Annotated in this window: 14 protein-coding genes and 2 pseudogenes; 8 read left to right on the top strand and 8 right to left on the bottom strand. The window is 65.0% G+C overall.

Features of this window, described 5'->3' with window-relative positions; translation table 11 throughout:
• Positions 1-720: 720 nt before the first annotated feature.
• Positions 721-2,664: a primary-amine oxidase gene (locus AB0B90_RS10095; protein ID WP_362922032.1), complete on the top strand. Its 1,944-nt coding sequence runs from the start codon at positions 721-723 to the stop codon at positions 2,662-2,664.
• A gap of 208 nt (positions 2,665-2,872) precedes the next feature.
• On the opposite strand, the gene AB0B90_RS10090 is transcribed toward AB0B90_RS10095, so the two are convergent.
• Positions 2,873-3,448, bottom strand: a complete 576-nt coding sequence (locus tag AB0B90_RS10090) for a hypothetical protein (protein ID WP_350943973.1) — start codon at positions 3,446-3,448, stop codon at positions 2,873-2,875.
• Positions 3,449-3,550: 102 nt separating this feature from the next.
• Positions 3,551-3,649 (bottom strand): annotated as a pseudogene (locus AB0B90_RS10085) (IS5/IS1182 family transposase); the annotation flags it as partial.
• Here AB0B90_RS10085 and AB0B90_RS10080 point away from each other — a divergent pair.
• The 4 genes and pseudogenes from AB0B90_RS10080 to AB0B90_RS10065 form a co-directional block, all read left to right on the top strand.
• Positions 3,642-3,959 (top strand): annotated as a pseudogene (locus AB0B90_RS10080) (glyoxalase/bleomycin resistance/dioxygenase family protein); the annotation flags it as partial. The pseudogenes AB0B90_RS10085 and AB0B90_RS10080 sit on opposite strands and share 8 nt — an antisense overlap.
• A 78-nt stretch (positions 3,960-4,037) precedes the next feature.
• The gene (locus AB0B90_RS10075; RefSeq protein ID WP_362922030.1) at positions 4,038-5,054 is read left to right on the top strand and encodes a DUF6461 domain-containing protein; all 1,017 of its coding nucleotides are present in this window, start codon (positions 4,038-4,040) and stop codon (positions 5,052-5,054) included.
• A 125-nt stretch (positions 5,055-5,179) separates the two neighbouring features.
• Positions 5,180-5,740 (top strand): hypothetical protein, encoded by a 561-nt coding sequence (locus tag AB0B90_RS10070; RefSeq protein ID WP_362922028.1) that lies wholly within the window; start codon positions 5,180-5,182, stop codon positions 5,738-5,740.
• On the top strand, positions 5,733-6,341 hold the full coding sequence (locus AB0B90_RS10065; protein ID WP_362922026.1) for a hypothetical protein: 609 nt from the start codon (positions 5,733-5,735) through the stop codon (positions 6,339-6,341). The genes AB0B90_RS10070 and AB0B90_RS10065 overlap by 8 nt, the downstream gene beginning before the upstream one ends.
• Positions 6,342-6,418: 77 nt before the next feature.
• Here the strand turns inward: AB0B90_RS10065 and AB0B90_RS10060 are convergent, their stop codons facing one another.
• Both AB0B90_RS10060 and AB0B90_RS10055 read right to left on the bottom strand, forming a co-directional pair.
• A complete protein-coding gene (locus AB0B90_RS10060) occupies positions 6,419-6,652 on the bottom strand; it encodes a hypothetical protein (protein WP_362922024.1) in 234 nt (77 codons plus the stop codon).
• The gene (locus tag AB0B90_RS10055; RefSeq protein ID WP_362922022.1) at positions 6,649-7,119 is read right to left on the bottom strand and encodes a hypothetical protein; all 471 of its coding nucleotides are present in this window, start codon (positions 7,117-7,119) and stop codon (positions 6,649-6,651) included. The genes AB0B90_RS10060 and AB0B90_RS10055 overlap by 4 nt, the downstream gene beginning before the upstream one ends.
• A 245-nt stretch (positions 7,120-7,364) precedes the next feature.
• On the opposite strand from AB0B90_RS10055, the gene AB0B90_RS10050 reads away from it, so the two are divergent.
• Both AB0B90_RS10050 and AB0B90_RS10045 read left to right on the top strand, forming a co-directional pair.
• On the top strand, positions 7,365-7,988 hold the full coding sequence (locus AB0B90_RS10050) for a hypothetical protein (RefSeq protein ID WP_362922021.1): 624 nt from the start codon (positions 7,365-7,367) through the stop codon (positions 7,986-7,988).
• On the top strand, positions 7,961-8,185 hold the full coding sequence (locus AB0B90_RS10045; RefSeq protein WP_362922019.1) for a transposase: 225 nt from the start codon (positions 7,961-7,963) through the stop codon (positions 8,183-8,185). Before AB0B90_RS10050 ends, AB0B90_RS10045 begins: the two co-directional genes overlap by 28 nt.
• A 19-nt stretch (positions 8,186-8,204) precedes the next feature.
• Here AB0B90_RS10045 and AB0B90_RS10040 read toward each other — a convergent pair whose 3' ends face one another.
• On the bottom strand, positions 8,205-11,072 hold the full coding sequence (locus tag AB0B90_RS10040; protein ID WP_362922017.1) for a M48 family metalloprotease: 2,868 nt from the start codon (positions 11,070-11,072) through the stop codon (positions 8,205-8,207).
• A gap of 44 nt (positions 11,073-11,116) precedes the next feature.
• Complete coding sequence (locus AB0B90_RS10035) at positions 11,117-11,611, bottom strand: hypothetical protein (RefSeq protein ID WP_362922015.1); 495 nt, start codon at positions 11,609-11,611, stop codon at positions 11,117-11,119.
• 576 nt (positions 11,612-12,187) lie between these two features.
• Here AB0B90_RS10035 and AB0B90_RS10030 point away from each other — a divergent pair.
• Positions 12,188-13,009, top strand: coding sequence for a hypothetical protein (locus AB0B90_RS10030; protein ID WP_362922013.1), 822 nt, complete (start codon positions 12,188-12,190; stop codon positions 13,007-13,009).
• A gap of 409 nt (positions 13,010-13,418) precedes the next feature.
• On the opposite strand, the gene AB0B90_RS10025 is transcribed toward AB0B90_RS10030, so the two are convergent.
• Together AB0B90_RS10025 and AB0B90_RS10020 are read right to left on the bottom strand one after the other, a co-directional pair.
• Positions 13,419-13,832, bottom strand: a complete 414-nt coding sequence (locus AB0B90_RS10025) for a hypothetical protein (protein ID WP_362922011.1) — start codon at positions 13,830-13,832, stop codon at positions 13,419-13,421.
• Positions 13,833-15,644, bottom strand: a complete 1,812-nt coding sequence (locus tag AB0B90_RS10020; RefSeq protein ID WP_362922009.1) for a hypothetical protein — start codon at positions 15,642-15,644, stop codon at positions 13,833-13,835.

Below are 15,644 nucleotides of genomic sequence, written 5' to 3'. Positions count from 1 at the left end.
CCGACCCGGCGCTGATGGAGTGGTTTCTCGGCGGGCAAGCACCGCGGATGCGAAAAGACTCCGCCGCTTCTCCGGCGCAGGCCCGACGGGGGCCCGGCGGGGCCCCGGCGCCTGGGGTTCGATCGTGAGAGAGAACTCAGGGCGCTGGGGTTCAACCGCCCTGAGCGTAAGGTGCTGCTCCGGCCCCCGCCCAGCCCGGTCGTCATCGCCACCGTGTGCACGATGCCCGAGGAGCTCGGAAGTCATTAGGTTCGAGCCGTCAGCGCAGGCGGCCCGCGCAGCGGCTGGCGCCCGGCCGGCGTCGGCGGGTCCACCCCCTCACCTCTTGCCGCACCTCAGCAGAGGCATAACCGTGTGCCGAACAGGCCCGCGCGCAGGCCGGGCTCTGCGCGTCCGTAACGCGCCCTGCCACCGGCGCCACGGCAGTGAAAAAGCGCCCTCCGCCCCAGAAGCTACGGCAGCACCGGCAACGACACCGCCGTTTGGGGTCTTCTCGGAGCGGGTTTGGGTCATTTCACCAGTTGCGCGGCAGGACGCAACCATGGATAGTGACTTTAAGTGATCATATGAACCGTATATGTGACCGTTGGATGCCTCCAGTACCAGTGCCAGTCCCGTCGTTGACCAGAGCGACGGCGTCGCGTCGTTTTCGATCCCGCTGCTGTTGCCCAGAGCGTCGCGTTGAGCGGCTCGACGCCGACCCACCCGAGAAAGGACCCCATGACCCCCCTGACCACCCCGGTCTCCAGCCTCACCGCGACCGAGATCGAGCAGACCGTCACCCTGGTACGCGAGGCCGGCCTGGCCGGCGAGAGCGTCCGCTTCGTCTACATCGGCCTACTCGAACCACACAAACAGCAGGTACTCGCCTTCCAGGCCGGCACCGGGCCAAGGCCCGACCGCCAGGCGCGGGTACTGCTGCTCGACACCACGACCGGCGACGCCCGAGACGTCAGCGTCGACCTCACCACCGGCGCGGTCGCCACGATCGTCGATGTCGACGGCTCTCGCGGCGCGATGCCGATCATGGCCGAAGAGTTCATGTCGGTCGAGGGAATCCTCGCCCAGGAACCGGCCTGGGTCGAGGCGCTGGCCAGGCGCGACCTGACCACCGAGCAGGTCAGATGCGCGCCGCTGTCAGCCGGCGTCTTCGGCCTGCCCGGCGAGAAGGGCAGGCGGATCATCCGGGTGCTCTGCTTCGCCACGCTCGCCCCCGACGCCCACGTCTGGGCACACCCGGTGGACGGGCTGAGCGCCTACGTCGACCTGATCGAGAAGAAGGCGACCGAGGTCATCGACATCGGTATCTTCCCGCTGCCGCAGGAGCCGAGCACGTTCCACCTGCCGCAGGGGCGACCGGCACCGTTGGAGACCCTGAAACCCATCGAGATCACCCAGCCCGACGGGCCGTCGTTCCAGGTCCAGGGCGATCGGATCACCTGGGCGAACTGGTCTTTGCACTTCGGCTTCGACGCCCGCGAAGGCCTGGTGCTCCACCATGTGGCCTACACCGACCCCGACCACGACGGCGAGCTGCGGCCGGTCATCTATCGCGCCTCCATCGCAGAGATGGTCGTGCCCTACGGCGACCCGGCGCCGGTCCGCTTCTGGCAGAACTACTTCGACGCCGGCGAATACCTCTTCGGCCGGTATGCGAACTCGCTCACCCACGGCTGCGACTGTCTCGGCGAGATCCACTACGTCGACGTCGACCTGGCCGACGAACTCGGCAACGTGCAGCAGATCCCCAACGCGATCTGCCTGCACGAGGAGGACTACGGCACGCTCTGGAAGCACACCGACATCTACACCCCCAACTCGGCCGAGGTCCGCCGCCAGCGCCGCCTGGTGATCTCCTTCTTCACCACGGTCGGCAACTACGACTACGGCTTTTTCTGGTACCTCTACCTCGACGGCAGGATCGAGTGCGAGGCCAAGCTCACCGGCATCCTGTTCACCACGGCCTACCGCGGGCTACGAGAATGGCCCTACGCCGGCGAGGTAGCGCCAGGCCTGGGCGCCCCGTTCCACCAGCACCTGTTCAGCGCCCGCCTCGACATGATGGTCGATGGCGTCTGCAACGCGGTCGACGAGGTCGACGCGGCCCGGGTGCCGCTCTCATCGGAAAACCCGTACGGCAACGCCTTCAGCTACACCCGGACCCGGATCGCCAGCGAGGCCCAGGGGGTACGCAGCGCGGACGCCTCGGTCGGGCGGACCTGGCACATCGTGAGCACCGAGCGCACCAACCGGCTCGGCCAGCCGACCGGCTACGTCCTGCGCACCGAGCAGAACCCGACCCTGCTGGCCGACCCCTCCTCCTCAATCGCCGCCCGGGCGGCGTTCACCACCCGAGAACTGTGGATCACCCGCTACGCGTCCGAAGAGCGATATCCGGCAGGCGAGTTCGTCAACCAGAACCCGGGCGGCGACGGCCTACCGGCGTATGTCGCGGGCGACCGCCCCCTGGACGGTGAAGACATCGTGCTGTGGCACACCTTCGGCGTGACCCACTTCCCGCGACCTGAGGACTGGCCGGTGATGCCGGTCGACCATGCCAGATTCTCGTTGACGCCCTATGGGTTCTTCGACCGCAACCCCACACTGAACGTGCCCGCCGACACGGCCAGGCACCACGGCGGACCCTGTCACCACGGCGCCTGAGAGGCGCAGACGGAGCAGGTGGTGGCCGGGCGCTGCTTCCGGCGGTGCTCGGGGCCCCCATGCCAATCTCCTCTCAACGAGTGGCACAAGAATCCAAGAACCCGCCTCCACAAGACCAGGGGCACACCACTGTGTCCCGGCTCAATGAAGGTGGCACGGCCAAGGGCTTTCGAGCTGGACGCGTGCCACTTTCACTGAGTCAGAGCAGTCAGTAGGCGCACTGGACGACGACGTCGTCGAGTTCGGCGCGTGGGGCGAACTGGTGGTTGAAGGCCTTTGCCACGGTCAGCCGCAGCACGACATCGGAGCGCTGCGCGGTCCAGCTCACCGTGTGCAGGCGCCAGCCTGGGTCCACCGTCTGGTCCACCGGTACCGTCTTCAGGGCGATGTAGGTCCAGTCGGCCGGGTTGATGACCTCCAGGTTGAAGGTTGCCGCGGCGTTGCGCAGGTCCAGCCAGACGCCCGCGGTACAGCGGGCGCCGGGGTGGGCGGGCACCGGGGTGAGGAAGATGGTCCGGCCGATCGCGCACCACCCGCCGGTGTTGCTGACGCGCAAGCCGGCCATGCCGGTGCCGGTACGGGGCGAGGCGATCCCGACGCTCTGGAAGTACGGGGTGTCGCAGTCGCCCTGGTCGGTGAACGTCCAGCGGGCGGCCGGGTTCGACGCCGGTTCGAAGCCGTCGGAGAGCTGCCAGATTCCCGCGGACGCGGGCTCGGCCGGGAGGAGTGCCGCTGCGAGGGCGATGGCTGCCGCCATCAGCGTGCGTGGAAGTGCTGAGCGCATAACCAAGCTCCTTGTCAGAGCTAAGACGACAACACTGTCATTTTGCGGCCACTAGGGGCTCGTCCGTAGTTTCCAGACTAAAAACAACACTAAGACGGTGACTCATTTGGCGAGTCGGCGGTAGCAGACAAGGGCTGCGGCGATGGCGACGAAGGATGCGAAGTGAGCGGCCAGGCGTTCATAGCGGCGGTGTACCCGCCTGGACCACCTGAGCGTCGAGGTCACCGACACCGCCCAGGTGGAGGCGGCCACCCGGCGCCTGAAGGACGCCGGGCTCGCCACCTTCGAGGAGAACGACACCTCCTGCTGCTACGCCCTGCAGGACAAGGTGTGGGTGACCGGTCCCGGCGCCGAGCCGTGGGAAGTGTACGTGGTCAAGGCCGACACCGACGTCCTGGGCAAGTCCGCGACCGCCGACCAGGACCCCGCGGCCCCGTGCGCCTGCGGCCCGGCCGCGGAACAGGCCCCGGACCAGCCGGTCGGCGCCGCAGCGAGCACCGGTTGCTGCTGAGATGAGGCCGGTCTCCATGTCCGGCCACAATGGAGACCGGCCTCATCTACGGTCAGACGGTCATGAGTGGATTGGCGAATGATCATCGAGGAGATCAAGCACTACCGAGAGCTGCTCGACATCCATTTCGATCTACGCAGCTATACCTGCGTCTCCTGGAGCAGGATTCCGGATGTCGCGAAGGTCGCCTCATGTTTTGGAAATCCAGCGGAGCCGGTGGGTAGGTGGCCCCTCTCCGAGGCCTCCGAGTACAAGGATCGGCATGACCCGTCATCCCCCGAGGAACTGGATCCGATCGTTCTCCTTGGCACTCAGCCTGGATGGACGATCGCAGTCGAGCCCAGTGGCCGAGAGGCCACCGCCACGGAGGTCATGCGTCGACTTTCCGCCGGCGGGGAGGCATTCTGTGTCTTCGGGGGCGGCAGTCCTGAGTGGCAATATTCCCGAGACGGCGGCAATCCCCTTCGGGTCAAACACATCAGTGATGATGAGCCAGAAATTCGCGCACTGGAAGCTTTGATGGGAGATCTACCGTGCCGGGCGGACTCCGCTGGCGAAAATTGGCTGGAGGCCGCCTACGCACTGGCTGAGCGGGTCACGGGAGTGCGACTCGGTGATGAGTGGCTCACAGAACCTCATGAGGGCTACATCATCCGGAAGGCTCCTCGTGAAGTATTGCCGAAGAACCTGCGCGATCACCTCGTCGCGATGGATCCGGAAATCGCGGAGATCGTTGCCGATCCGCATGGGCACCGCAGGAAGACCGCGGAGTTGTGTGCGCGGATCGCAGTGGAAATCACAGGTCTCGGAAGCGACGTGATCCACAGCGTGTTGGCGGCGACTTTAGACTCCAGGCTCATTACTGCAGAGTTGAGGAAGCAGGTACAAGAACTCGCCTTCCAGAGTGGGCGGCACGATCTTCCAGACACACCCTCGGATCAAACCGCAGTATTGCATGCTCTGCTGGGCGCGCTCAACCAGAACGAAAGGCAAGCTGCCGAACTCGCGTCTAACTGGGCCTCGCGAGTCGGAGACGGCAGTCCCGACCAGCGAGCACGCCTGGCGATACTGAAAGCATGCACGGAATATGTATGACCACGAAAGATCGCCAAGATTATAAACCGCATCAAAGTGTGCGGAACCAAGAAATGAACGAATTTTATTCCAGGCGGATAATCAGCAGTACAGCTACAGCTGGTGCAAGTACTAATGGGAGCCTCATGACAAGCCGCGAAAAACTCGACCAGTGGTCGTATTTCGAAGAGCGAGGTCTGGCGGACAGGTTCGAGTGCGCGTGGGTCGAGGCACCCGACTACCGCGCGGCGGTCACCGCGCTGCGAGCGGAGAAGGAGACACTCGCCTGCGACCTGAACCAGGCGCGTCGGTGGTATCTCCCCTACTCGGAAGAGAACGTCGTGTGGGTGTCCGAGCAGAGCCTCAACTGGATCAAGATGTTAACCGTGTCCGGATCACTCCCATGGCGTGCCCTCGAATCGCTCCCGCAGCCGAACGGCCGGGCCTACCATCTGACCTACAACGACGGCGAATTCAGCGAGCCGGTCTATGTGAACGGGGGCGAGTGGGAGGACATCCCCGCGGATCAGTGGGACCGCCCTCGGCAGGAGGGAGCAGGTCTCGTCGGTTCCTCCGACATCGCCCGGGAGATGAACTTCTACCTCGCCGCACTGGCATACACGACCGGCAGGTTCATCGACGACACCTGGTTCGCCACACCGGGACTGCTCTGCCGCATCCCGGACGGAGCGTGGCCGCGTGAATGACCAATGGGAGCTCCTGCGCGGCGCGGGACTGGCTCGCGGGTTCACCGGCACCTGGATCGAGTCGGGCGACACCGACGCGGTGGCCGCACTGCTCGGCGCGGATCTCACCTCCCGCCAGGACTGCGACCTGGCCACCGCCATGACCTGCTACCGGCCGATGGCCTTCACCGAACGCGCCTGGATCGGCCCCCACTCCGACGGCTGGACCCACGCCCTCACCATCAGCGGCCCACCCCCGGTGACCACCCGTCTGACGGACGCGGGCCTGCGTTTCCTCCAGATCCGCACCGTGAACGCCTACGTCTACGACCTCCTCCACGGCGACGGCACCACGACCGGCTGGGCGACCCAACGCTGGTACGGAGAGGTCATCGCCGAACCCGGCTCCATGGTCGAGCCCTACCTCCGGGAAGTCGGCTGCCCCGAGTCCCCCGAAGTCGTGCGCTCCGGATCCTGGATCGTCGAACCCGAACACCACGGACGGGTCTGCCTGGAGACCTACCTCTTCCTCACCGGACGCATGAGCGGCCGATTCATCGACCACCAATGGCTGAGCGAGAAGAGAGCCCTCTACACCATCCCCCTGCCACCGGCGATATAGCCGAACGCGTCGCCCTCGGCGACGACCGCGGCCTGAAGTTTCCCCTGTGGTCCGAACTCTGGCGGTGGGTCATCAGGTCATTCGACGTCCAGTGCCTTCTTCACCCGGAGGGCGACTTCGTCGATGCTCCCCATCGCCTTCCACTCGCCTTTCAGGTCTTCCTGTCCGCCCACGAGCTTCGAGCCGTCATCGAAGATGATCCCCTGGGGGTCCGGGGTTGCCAGAACGGTCCCGCTCGGCAGGCCGTTCTCCGCCCCGTCGATCCGCAGGGCCGTTCGCCGATCCGAGAAGAGGAAGAGCATCACTCTCACACCGGCGGGTATGGCCTTTCGGAAATCGTCAAGAGACCTACGGGGCGTGCCATCGTGATATAGACCCCCTGGTCCAGGTCGACATAGACGCGACCGCCACTGACAATCCCGTCGTCCTTTACGGTGGAGTCGACACGAACGTGCATGACCACACGCTTGTCCGGATAGGGGTCACCTTCGATGTCATATATGTCTCGCCCCTGTTCGAACCCCTCGACACTTCCGATGACGATGGCTTCATGATCCCTGGACTTAACCAGTTCCTCGGGTGAACTCTTGTGGTCGTAGTCGACAATCATCGTCCGAAGCACCGATGTGTCTATACGATATATCGTTCCGGTTGTCTGCCCATTTCCCCCGGCCAGAGATTGCCGAGCGCCGCAGCCAAAGGTCATGGAGATGGACAGTGCCAGCGCTATCACGAGACGGAAACTCGGCAAATTCACGTAACACTCCATCAGCATCATCGGTAAACGGTCGTGGCCGCCGACGCGCTCGGGGCACTGACGGCGGTGACGGTGCGCCCGGCCGAGATGCGAGATCGCGCCGGAGCCACACCCGAGGTGTCTTCGGGCGACCTCGATCCCGGCAGCCAGACCAAACCATCGTCGGGGGCGAATGGCGGGGAGGCTCTCCGGTGGCCGACTCGTCGCGGGAAAGGGGGAACTTGTCGAGAAAATCCCGCGTCTCAACAGCCATGATCAACCAAGCGATGGCAACAGTACTGGTGATCGGATCGCTGGCGGGCGGAACCGGTGTGGCCCACGCGGGCGCCACCGAAATTCCCAAGGGCTTCCTGCTGACCGAGCGCGCGGCGGCCGCGGGACCGATCGTGGAGGACGAGGAGTGGTGGGAGATCAGTAACAGCCTGTCCCGGCAGCTCGCGCTCAATCCCTGTCGTACGAAGGCAAAACCCCGCGACGGCCGAGTCGCGATGCGCACCATCACGTACTCGACCAGCGCCCCCTCCGGGAGCGGCGAACAGCTCGTGCTGTACAGGAGCGCCAAGTCCGCCCAGGCCGCGTTCCGTAAGCTCCGGGCGGACCTGGCGAGGTGCCCGAGGCAGGCTGCGGCGAAGGGCGACACCGGCTCCAGGTTCGGCTACGTCGGCAAGCCGTTGCGCGTCGGAGACGAGGCCCTGTCCGTCTCAGGCCACTTCTACAAGCGGGGAAAGCGTGACCGTGAGCCCGCCGAGCTGGAGGTCGTCGCCCGCCGGGGCGCCGCGCTGTTCGTCTACAGCGACGTCGGCAACGGCCTGGCAGCGGGCAGGAAAATCGTCACCCAGGCGAAGAGGATGACGAAGAAGGTGTGCGACCTGCCCGGGGTGTGCGGGTAGGTTGCCTGCTTCGGGAAAAGCTGCCGCACGCCGCGATCGTAGTCGACCACTTCCACCTGATCGCGCTCGCGGGCAAGGCCCTCACCGGTGTGCGCCGGCGCGTCACCCGTGAAGAGCGCGGGCGCCGGGGCCGGGCCACCGGCCCCGAATGGGCCAACCGGCTGATCAAGGGCACCGCCCGCGTGGCGTTCGGCTGAGGGCGGCGCCGCCTGGGCCTTACTCTGTGGCTGGAGAGTTTTCGCTATTCGCGGTCTTGGAGGCCCCGTCTTCTCTTGGAAGGGCCCGTGCCACCTCGATGATCCTGCTTGTGACTGACACGAGGGCCTCCGTTGCCTCGGTGAATTCTTCTGTGAACGCGGTGAAGAGGTCGGCGTTCCCGTGATCCAGGCTCTGCTGACAGTTCCCGCCGGCTTTCTCTGCCCGAGTGATGAACGTCCGCCAGAGTGCTTGGATGTCGGGGTCAGGGACCGGGAAGTAACGGCCGGCGTCGCGGGTGATCTGCCGTATGTCGACGCACAGGGAGCGGAAGAGGGCCGGATCGATGTTGCCGTTCCCGGAGTCTTCGGCATCTTTCAGGGCCATGACGAGACGCTTGAAGATGTTGTTGGAGCGAACATGCAGGTCCTCCCCGCCGTAGAGCCACCAGGCCGTCACCTGCAGGCGCCTGGTCCTGTCAGACACGGCCGTGTCGTCGATGGGTAACAGTTGTCGCACATCAATCCCGGAGGTGCGGCCGGACGAGCTCTGCTGTCCGGTTGCTGCAACGGTTGTCGCCACCGCAACGGCGGACAACGCCAACACGCAGAGGCGACGGGCGGTGAGCCCACCCCGCGCCCGTCCGGACTGCGCTTCGGGGACCGTGCTTTCCGTTCTGGACCGCCGCGTTCTGCGGGCTACTGACACGATCGCGGCTGCGATGACGGTGGCGATCGCGGTAAGCACAAGGACAGAGCCCAGGAGCATATGGACGAGCGGCCAGGCCACGCCCGGCCGCCACTGGCAGCGCGTCGCCAGCATGTTCAGCGGTTGGAAGCATCCGTTCGCGGCGATGAGCACGAAGTGGCCGGCAAGGCCGCCCAATGCCACGCTCTCGGCGGTGATCAGCGCGACGAGCAGCCGGTAGCGGCGTGCCAGGACGCTCGCGGTGGTGGCGGCCACTGTGGCCCCCATCACCAGGGCCACGAGCGCCCACGCCTGGTAGACCAAGAGGTAGAAAAGCTTTTGTTGCCCGGATGTGGGCTGCCAAGTGTGTATATACCCCATCACGACCGCGACGGCGGCCCAGCATGTCAGTACGCCCGCCAGCGCGACCAGCAGCATACGTCGAAGCGGCGGCAACACCTCCCCTCGCACCACCGGCCTGTCGGCCCCGCCCAGGGCGCCGAATGCCCAGCGGGGCGGGACCGTGGCCGGGCGGAGCGTCCAGGCGAGCAGTGGCACCACCCACAAGACCACGACCCCGGACAGGACAAGGGGCCTGCCGAGGCCCGACAGCAGTTCCAACAGCATGCTGATCACGGACAGTGTGGCCGGATCGCCGTCGGGAAAAACGCCCAACCGTTCCTGCAACACCCGACTCGCCCCAGCACTGAAGAACAGCCCTAGCTGCACCAGTAGGTTGCCCTGAATCGACCACCACGTGAACCACGAAGTCAGCACCAGCCACGAGGCCGACAGGCCCAGCAGCATGACCGGCCGGATGGTGCGCCCCGGCCATGCCCTGACCCAAAGCTGAGCGCATTGTGTGGTCCACCAGCCGAACGCCACTCCGGCGAACAGAAGCAGTGCCAGAACCAGCGGGTGGTTCGGCACCCACTGCCCGACCGCAACCCGGTTCCAGAGCAACTCGCCGACCACAAACCCGGCTCCCAGCCACAGCCCCGCCCGCACACCGGAGGGCATGCGGCGCCCGGTGAGTACAGCATGGGCTACGGCCCGCCACAGCGCGGTTCCGGCCACCCCGCTGGTCAGACCCGCAGCCACCAGCGCAGCCGCCGTCTTGACCGCCACGGAATCGGTTGAGGATGCCGAGTAGGCTTCCGTTTGAACCTCGATCAGCAGAGCGGCGGCCCCGGTCAGGAACATCGGCAGCGCCTGCACACCGAACAGTGCCCCCGGGTCGGCCAGAGCATCCCGGCGCAGCTTCCAGCGTGGGTGGGTGCGCCACAGTTCGACGAAGGAGCCGAGTGCTCGCCGTAGTCGGCCCCCGACCGGGTCGGGGGCCGTGAACGCCCAGCCGTGCGGGTCCGCGCCCCAGCGCACCGCGGCGAGGTCGGCGTAGATCTCCCGGTTGCGCAGCACGTCCGACCGGGCGAGATAGACCAGCATGACCATGACGAGCACAAGCAGCAACTCACGCGTCGCATACGGTGCGTCAGCGGGCCAGAACCATGATCGCACGGAAGCGGGGATTTCGATGAGTTGCCAGATGGCGTACGGCAGGAGCACCAAGGCGATGAACCCTCGCCACACGGCGATGGTGGCGTAGGTGATAGTGACGTCACCGTTGCGGATATGGGCGAACTCGTGCAGGACCACCGCTCGGAACGCGGTGGGGTCGGTGCTCATACGGGCGAGCAGGCCGCCGTGCAGGCACACGATCGGTCGGCGATTACTGCCGAACACCACCGCGCTGGTTGAGGCTGCCGCCGGGTCGACGACAACTCGCGGCAGGCGGTCCAGACCGGCCACCACCGCGAAGTCCGCCAGCCTGCGCCGGATCTCGCCATCGTGGTCCATCGCTTCCAGCGGGACGAGCCGGCCCCGCCGTACCCTCCACCGCGGCAGCCACCAGAACAGCACGACGGTCGCCATCACCAGCAGGACCGGCCACAACAGGGTCAGCCACAATGGTGCCCCAGGCTCGTAACGGTCCCGGCACGCCTGGTAGGCGTCGTAGTAGGAGGCGAGCCTGACGGCGTTGGCACGGCCGAAGCCCTGGTTGGGATCACCTCCGGCGGCGAGCAGACAGCCATAGTCGGATGCGCCGTAGAACCGGTTGGTCACGGCCCGCATCATCGAGCCGCTACTCACCAGCAGCAGGACCAGCAGCAGTGTGAACCGTATGGTCGTGCCTGCGGCCATCGCCCGCTCGTCGATTCGTGGCGGAGCAGCTAGGCTCGCCATCGCTAATCCAGGGCCGCGCTGTCGTCGCTGTCCAGGCAGTCCGGTTCATCGGCGTCGTCTCCTGGAGCGGCCAGTGCGAGCCTGCCCGCTACAGCGTCGGCAATGAGCCGTGCGCGGCTGTCCTCCAGTCCGTGCTTCATAGCGGTCTCGACCACCTGCTGGTGCACTTCGGCAAGCTGTTCACGTGTCAGGGCAGGGACGACCACGGCCGGAGTCCGCTTGCGCAAAAGCTTGCGCAGGATGGCTTTCGTCCCCTTGGCCGCGCTTCCCCCAGCCTCGCTCCCGATCCGCCGCGCGGCCTCGTCAACCACCAGCCACACCACCGGAGTCACCAGCACTGCGACCTCACCCAGGCCGAATCCCAACGGTTCGCGCCGGCCGCGGCGACGGCCCAGCCGCCGCATAACCGCGTCGTCGTCGAGCACGGCGAGTCCGTCCACAAGCACGAGTTCCTCGGGCGCGACCTTGGCCACCACGTCGCGGACCACATCGAGCACCCTGGTCCCGCTCGCACCATGCGTGTTGCGGCTGCTAGGTAAAGCTGCTTCAGCGCCCATGGCATCCCTACTCTGTCACGTTCCGCGATAGATCTGGTGCACTAGTGTGACCGAAATAATCTGACGACGTAAGTGAAACTCAGGAAATTAACGGACTCGCTCTCGCCGATCCCCGCCCAACAAAGCGCGACTGCGAGCACTCACCCCAATTAGTGAATATAGGCAGGCCGCAAATAATCCCTCCTGATACAGGAGACTTGTTGCGCCGAACGCGTGTGGAGGTGTTTCGATTCGAAACACCATCCGGCGATCGCGGTCAGCCGTTGGCTCAGCTAAAAAGCGACTCTAAAGGGAATGAGATGAGCTGCGCCTGATGACCTCTCGACCATGATATTCCTGGGTATGCGCATTGCGTATTCCGCCTACGCAATGCGGCACATATGGCTACGGCAGCCTTCGGGGAGCAGGCTCGCCGCGGTTTCCGATGCGCGACAAGTCTCTCCAGCAGCCCAGGAGCAGCACCTTCCAGCCGAAGACGGCGAGTGACCACGTTCGGGCATCGCTTGTAGAGCCATCGTGCGGCAGGAACTCCCTCGGGGCGATGTACCCCTGGCCGAGGTCAAGCGGGATGCGCAGACACAGCAGCGGGTGCCCTTCCACGACGTAACGACGCAGGTCGTCGGTGTGCGGGTAGTAATCGTCCTGGTCACAGCCCAGGACGTGGCAGATCTCCTTGATATCCAGGTCACCGACCAGGAGATAGCGTGTTCCGGGTCCAAGGTTGAGGCACCGGTGGATCGGATCGTCGCCATGGTGTCGGTGCGGCCGGTCCCCACCTCCTGGCTGGCGGCGCTCCCGGCCGGGGGACGGCTCGCCACCACCATCACGAACACGTCGCTCATCCTCACCGCCACCAAAACCGAGGACGGCGGCGCGATCGGTCGCATCGAGCGAGACTGGGCCATGTTCATGCCCACCCGCGCTGGCGTCGACTACCCGCCCCGGGAACGGACACTCCTGGAACGGGCCCGGACCGAGGACGGTGAGGACGTCGACCCAGGCAGGTTCCCGGTGCTGGATGTGATCGAGTCGCGGGAGGGGCGCTCCATGCTGGAACTCGCCGCCCCCGACATCGAGCACCACCACGAGACCGACGGCGACACCCGCATCGCGCTCATGCTCCACACGGACGGGTCATGGGCACGCGCCGAGCAGGCCGGGCAGGCGTTTCCCGTGGTGCATCAGGGTGGCCCGCGTCGCCTGTGGGACCTGCTGGACGAGGTCCGTGACCACTGGCTGCGACACGGACAACTCCCGCTGTACGGCGCCCTGGCCCGGGTCACTCCGGACGGGACGATTCACCTGCGGCGCGGCACGTGGAACGCCGTCATCGGCTGAGCTTCGGCCGGGCCGACGAGCCAGGAAGAGGAGGTCGTCACCGGGTTCGTTCTGCGCGCCGCTCTCGACGCGGCAGAAGGGGGCGTGCACCACGAACAAACCACCGTGGCGCCCCCGACTTCTTCGAAGTGATCATCGATTCACTTGCTGCTCCCTTTCAGCGGACTGAAGCGCCAGTCCGTGCGCCCCAGGAGAGCTGAGAGGAAATCATGGACCTTACCCACCCCAATTCCCTCACCGATGAACCGGGCTCGCCTTTGGGACTGATACTGCCCAATTCACCCTTCTTGGCGCCGTCGGCGCCGTTCTATCTACCTTTTATTATAAACGATTCACTAGAGACAGGAAGATCTAACCGATCATAGGTGATGCGGTGCGCAGACTCGCGGAAAAATCCCCTGGACGACAATTATCCGACATCTCTATCGGCCTCGATGGGCAAAGTCAACGAGGTGCCAACGGTGAAGCGCAGTTCACTACTCCGACTCGGCTGCCGCCTCTCCATAAATTCCGCCAGAACGTCGAGCTTGCCCTGAAGCGCCTCGCCTACGATATCTCGCTGCAGCAGATAGTTTCCTTCATTTCGTGGTCGCGTTGGATCCTCCCACTCCGCGAAGGAGTTCACTGCGTTTTGCACCTTACGCAACTCGGCGTTCAATGCAGTACTAAAATTTTTAGTCATCGCCAGACCAAGGACATTCTTTTTCCAGAGCTCGTAGTCCTTTTTGAATTGCACAATCTCCTTGCTTAGTTTAGGAAGGTCATCGCACCGCCTCTGAAACGCCTCCAGATGCTTGCGAGCATCAGCCCAGGCGTCGGTCATCTACGCCAACTTGTCGAGTAACCGACCTCTAATCAGATCAGCGGCGGTACGCGCCGCATATACGTGGCTGTCCGAGGCCAATATTCGTGTTCCATCGTCCAAGGTGAAGCGCAACTGTTGGATCAGTAGATCGACGTCCGCCGGATCATCCGGATAGGGTTGCCGCTCTCTGTCCAGCGCCATGCGTAATGACTCCGTCTCAGCCGCCAGATGCGCCGCGGTAGTGCTATCGAAGGTAGCGGTGCGCAACTCCCTCACCAGATCGCACCACCCCTCCGAGGACGACCGATTCCCGATGAGCCTTTTCACCTCCTCCACCATCTGTTCAGCCTGCTTTTGGAGGAGTCCTCCCGCGACCAGCTCGGCAGAACGGGTGACGATGACGACGTCCGCTCGAATGCCAGGACGGAGACGAACGTCTTCGATCTCGTCATGAGTGACTGCCCAGACGTCGAACGGCTGGAAGCTGTCGTCGAGTTCGGCGGCATGGATGCGGTTGTTGCTCACTACCAGCACCGCCGAGCCGTACGCTTTCCTCCTGACGCGGCACGGCGCAAGGCGCACGAACTGCTCGTCCTCGCCAAGGAGTTTGAGGACGACGCTGACCAACCGCTCATGGTTCCATGTGCGCTGCTGCGCTGACGTCAACTGCCTAAGGGCCAGCGTGGCGATGTCGGCCCGTTGTCTCGGCACTTTCCACATGGAGCCCTCGGCGGGAACGTCCGGATCCTTGGAGTCCCCGCTCACCTTTACGTAGTCCCTGGCGGCGTGAGCGGCTAGATCGAAGAACCATCTCCGCAGGTCATGAGGGAGCTTGCGGCCAGCGAACATCAACGCACAGCCGACGATCGAGAGTAGGCTCTGCTGTTCCCACTCGCGACCGAACCCGTTCTTCTGGGCATGGGCTTGGCCAGCGCCGCGGAGAACCGCACTGACTTCGGTGTGCGGGCCAGCTATCGCCTTCTCTGGAGTGAGAATCGCTGTCATGAGCGCGTCACGCTGGCGGGACTTCTCAGTGGTGCCCCTGAGCCACTCCACGGCCATAGACAGCAGCAGGTGCGCGGGATCACGGGCCAGTGGAGCGTCAGGAGCATAGTCGCCGAAGTCGATGAGCCAGAACCGCTCTGGAGTGTCGGGCGCGAGGAGGATGTTCCGCACATTCAGGTCTCCGTGTGCACGTCCACGCTGGACGGGGATCCGTTTTGACCCGCTGAAGTGCCCTTCCAGGAACGCCAGCGGGTTCGGCAGGGTGGCAAAGGGCCCGTCAGGGATGTCCTTACCTGTGGGCGCCCATTCCCGCACCCGCTCCAACCTGTCAGGCCGGTCCGCCAGAAGCATGCCGATGTACTCGGCCGCGGTCATCGCCTCCGGCCGATGCTCCGCCTCGGGATTCCACGCGCTGAGAACCTGCTTGGTCACCGCTACGCAGGCGGCGGACAAGCGGGAATCGTGGGCCAGCTCGGCTAATGGCCGGATGCTGGACAGGTCACCACCGGCCACCGACAGTGTGATCATCTGCCAGCTTCCCAACACGACGGGATCATCGATCACCCGCATCAGATGCTCATCACGAAAGTCAATGGGTGATTCACACAGTGCCTGGCTGATTCTGTCGAGCTCGCGTTGCAGCTCACCGGGTAGGAACTTGAGAATCACCTGCCGGTTGATCACATTCTTTTGAAACTGCCGTACCACCGCAAGCTTCGCACCGCTCCGGCCACCCGGTAGCCACTCCACGAAGGTTGTCTCCCATGACTGCGCTTCGCACCAGCGTTCGTATGCGGACTGTACTTCTTCCGGCAGCTCAACCAT

The organism is Streptosporangium sp. NPDC049078 (genome assembly GCF_040648855.1).
Classification (GTDB): domain Bacteria; phylum Actinomycetota; class Actinomycetes; order Streptosporangiales; family Streptosporangiaceae; genus Streptosporangium.
The sequence above is the reverse complement of the archived record's forward strand: the minus strand, read 5'-3'. Positions and strand labels throughout refer to the sequence as shown.

What these genes read in the sequence shown, in the direction of transcription:
- AB0B90_RS10095 (WP_362922032.1), top strand. Translation starts at nt 721, where the DNA reads ATGACCCCCCTGACCACCCCGGTCTCCAGCCTCACCGCGACCGAGATC.
- AB0B90_RS10070 (WP_362922028.1), top strand. Translation starts at nt 5,180, where the DNA reads ATGACAAGCCGCGAAAAACTCGACCAGTGGTCGTATTTCGAAGAGCGA.
- AB0B90_RS10025 (WP_362922011.1), bottom strand. Translation starts at nt 13,832, where the DNA reads ATGACCGACGCCTGGGCTGATGCTCGCAAGCATCTGGAGGCGTTTCAG.
- AB0B90_RS10050 (WP_362922021.1), top strand. Translation starts at nt 7,365, where the DNA reads ATGGCAACAGTACTGGTGATCGGATCGCTGGCGGGCGGAACCGGTGTG.
- AB0B90_RS10075 (WP_362922030.1), top strand. Translation starts at nt 4,038, where the DNA reads ATGATCATCGAGGAGATCAAGCACTACCGAGAGCTGCTCGACATCCAT.
- AB0B90_RS10020 (WP_362922009.1), bottom strand. Translation starts at nt 15,644, where the DNA reads ATGGTTGAGCTGCCGGAAGAAGTACAGTCCGCATACGAACGCTGGTGC.
- AB0B90_RS10055 (WP_362922022.1), bottom strand. Translation starts at nt 7,119, where the DNA reads ATGATGCTGATGGAGTGTTACGTGAATTTGCCGAGTTTCCGTCTCGTG.
- AB0B90_RS10040 (WP_362922017.1), bottom strand. Translation starts at nt 11,072, where the DNA reads ATGGCCGCAGGCACGACCATACGGTTCACACTGCTGCTGGTCCTGCTG.
- AB0B90_RS10090 (WP_350943973.1), bottom strand. Translation starts at nt 3,448, where the DNA reads ATGCGCTCAGCACTTCCACGCACGCTGATGGCGGCAGCCATCGCCCTC.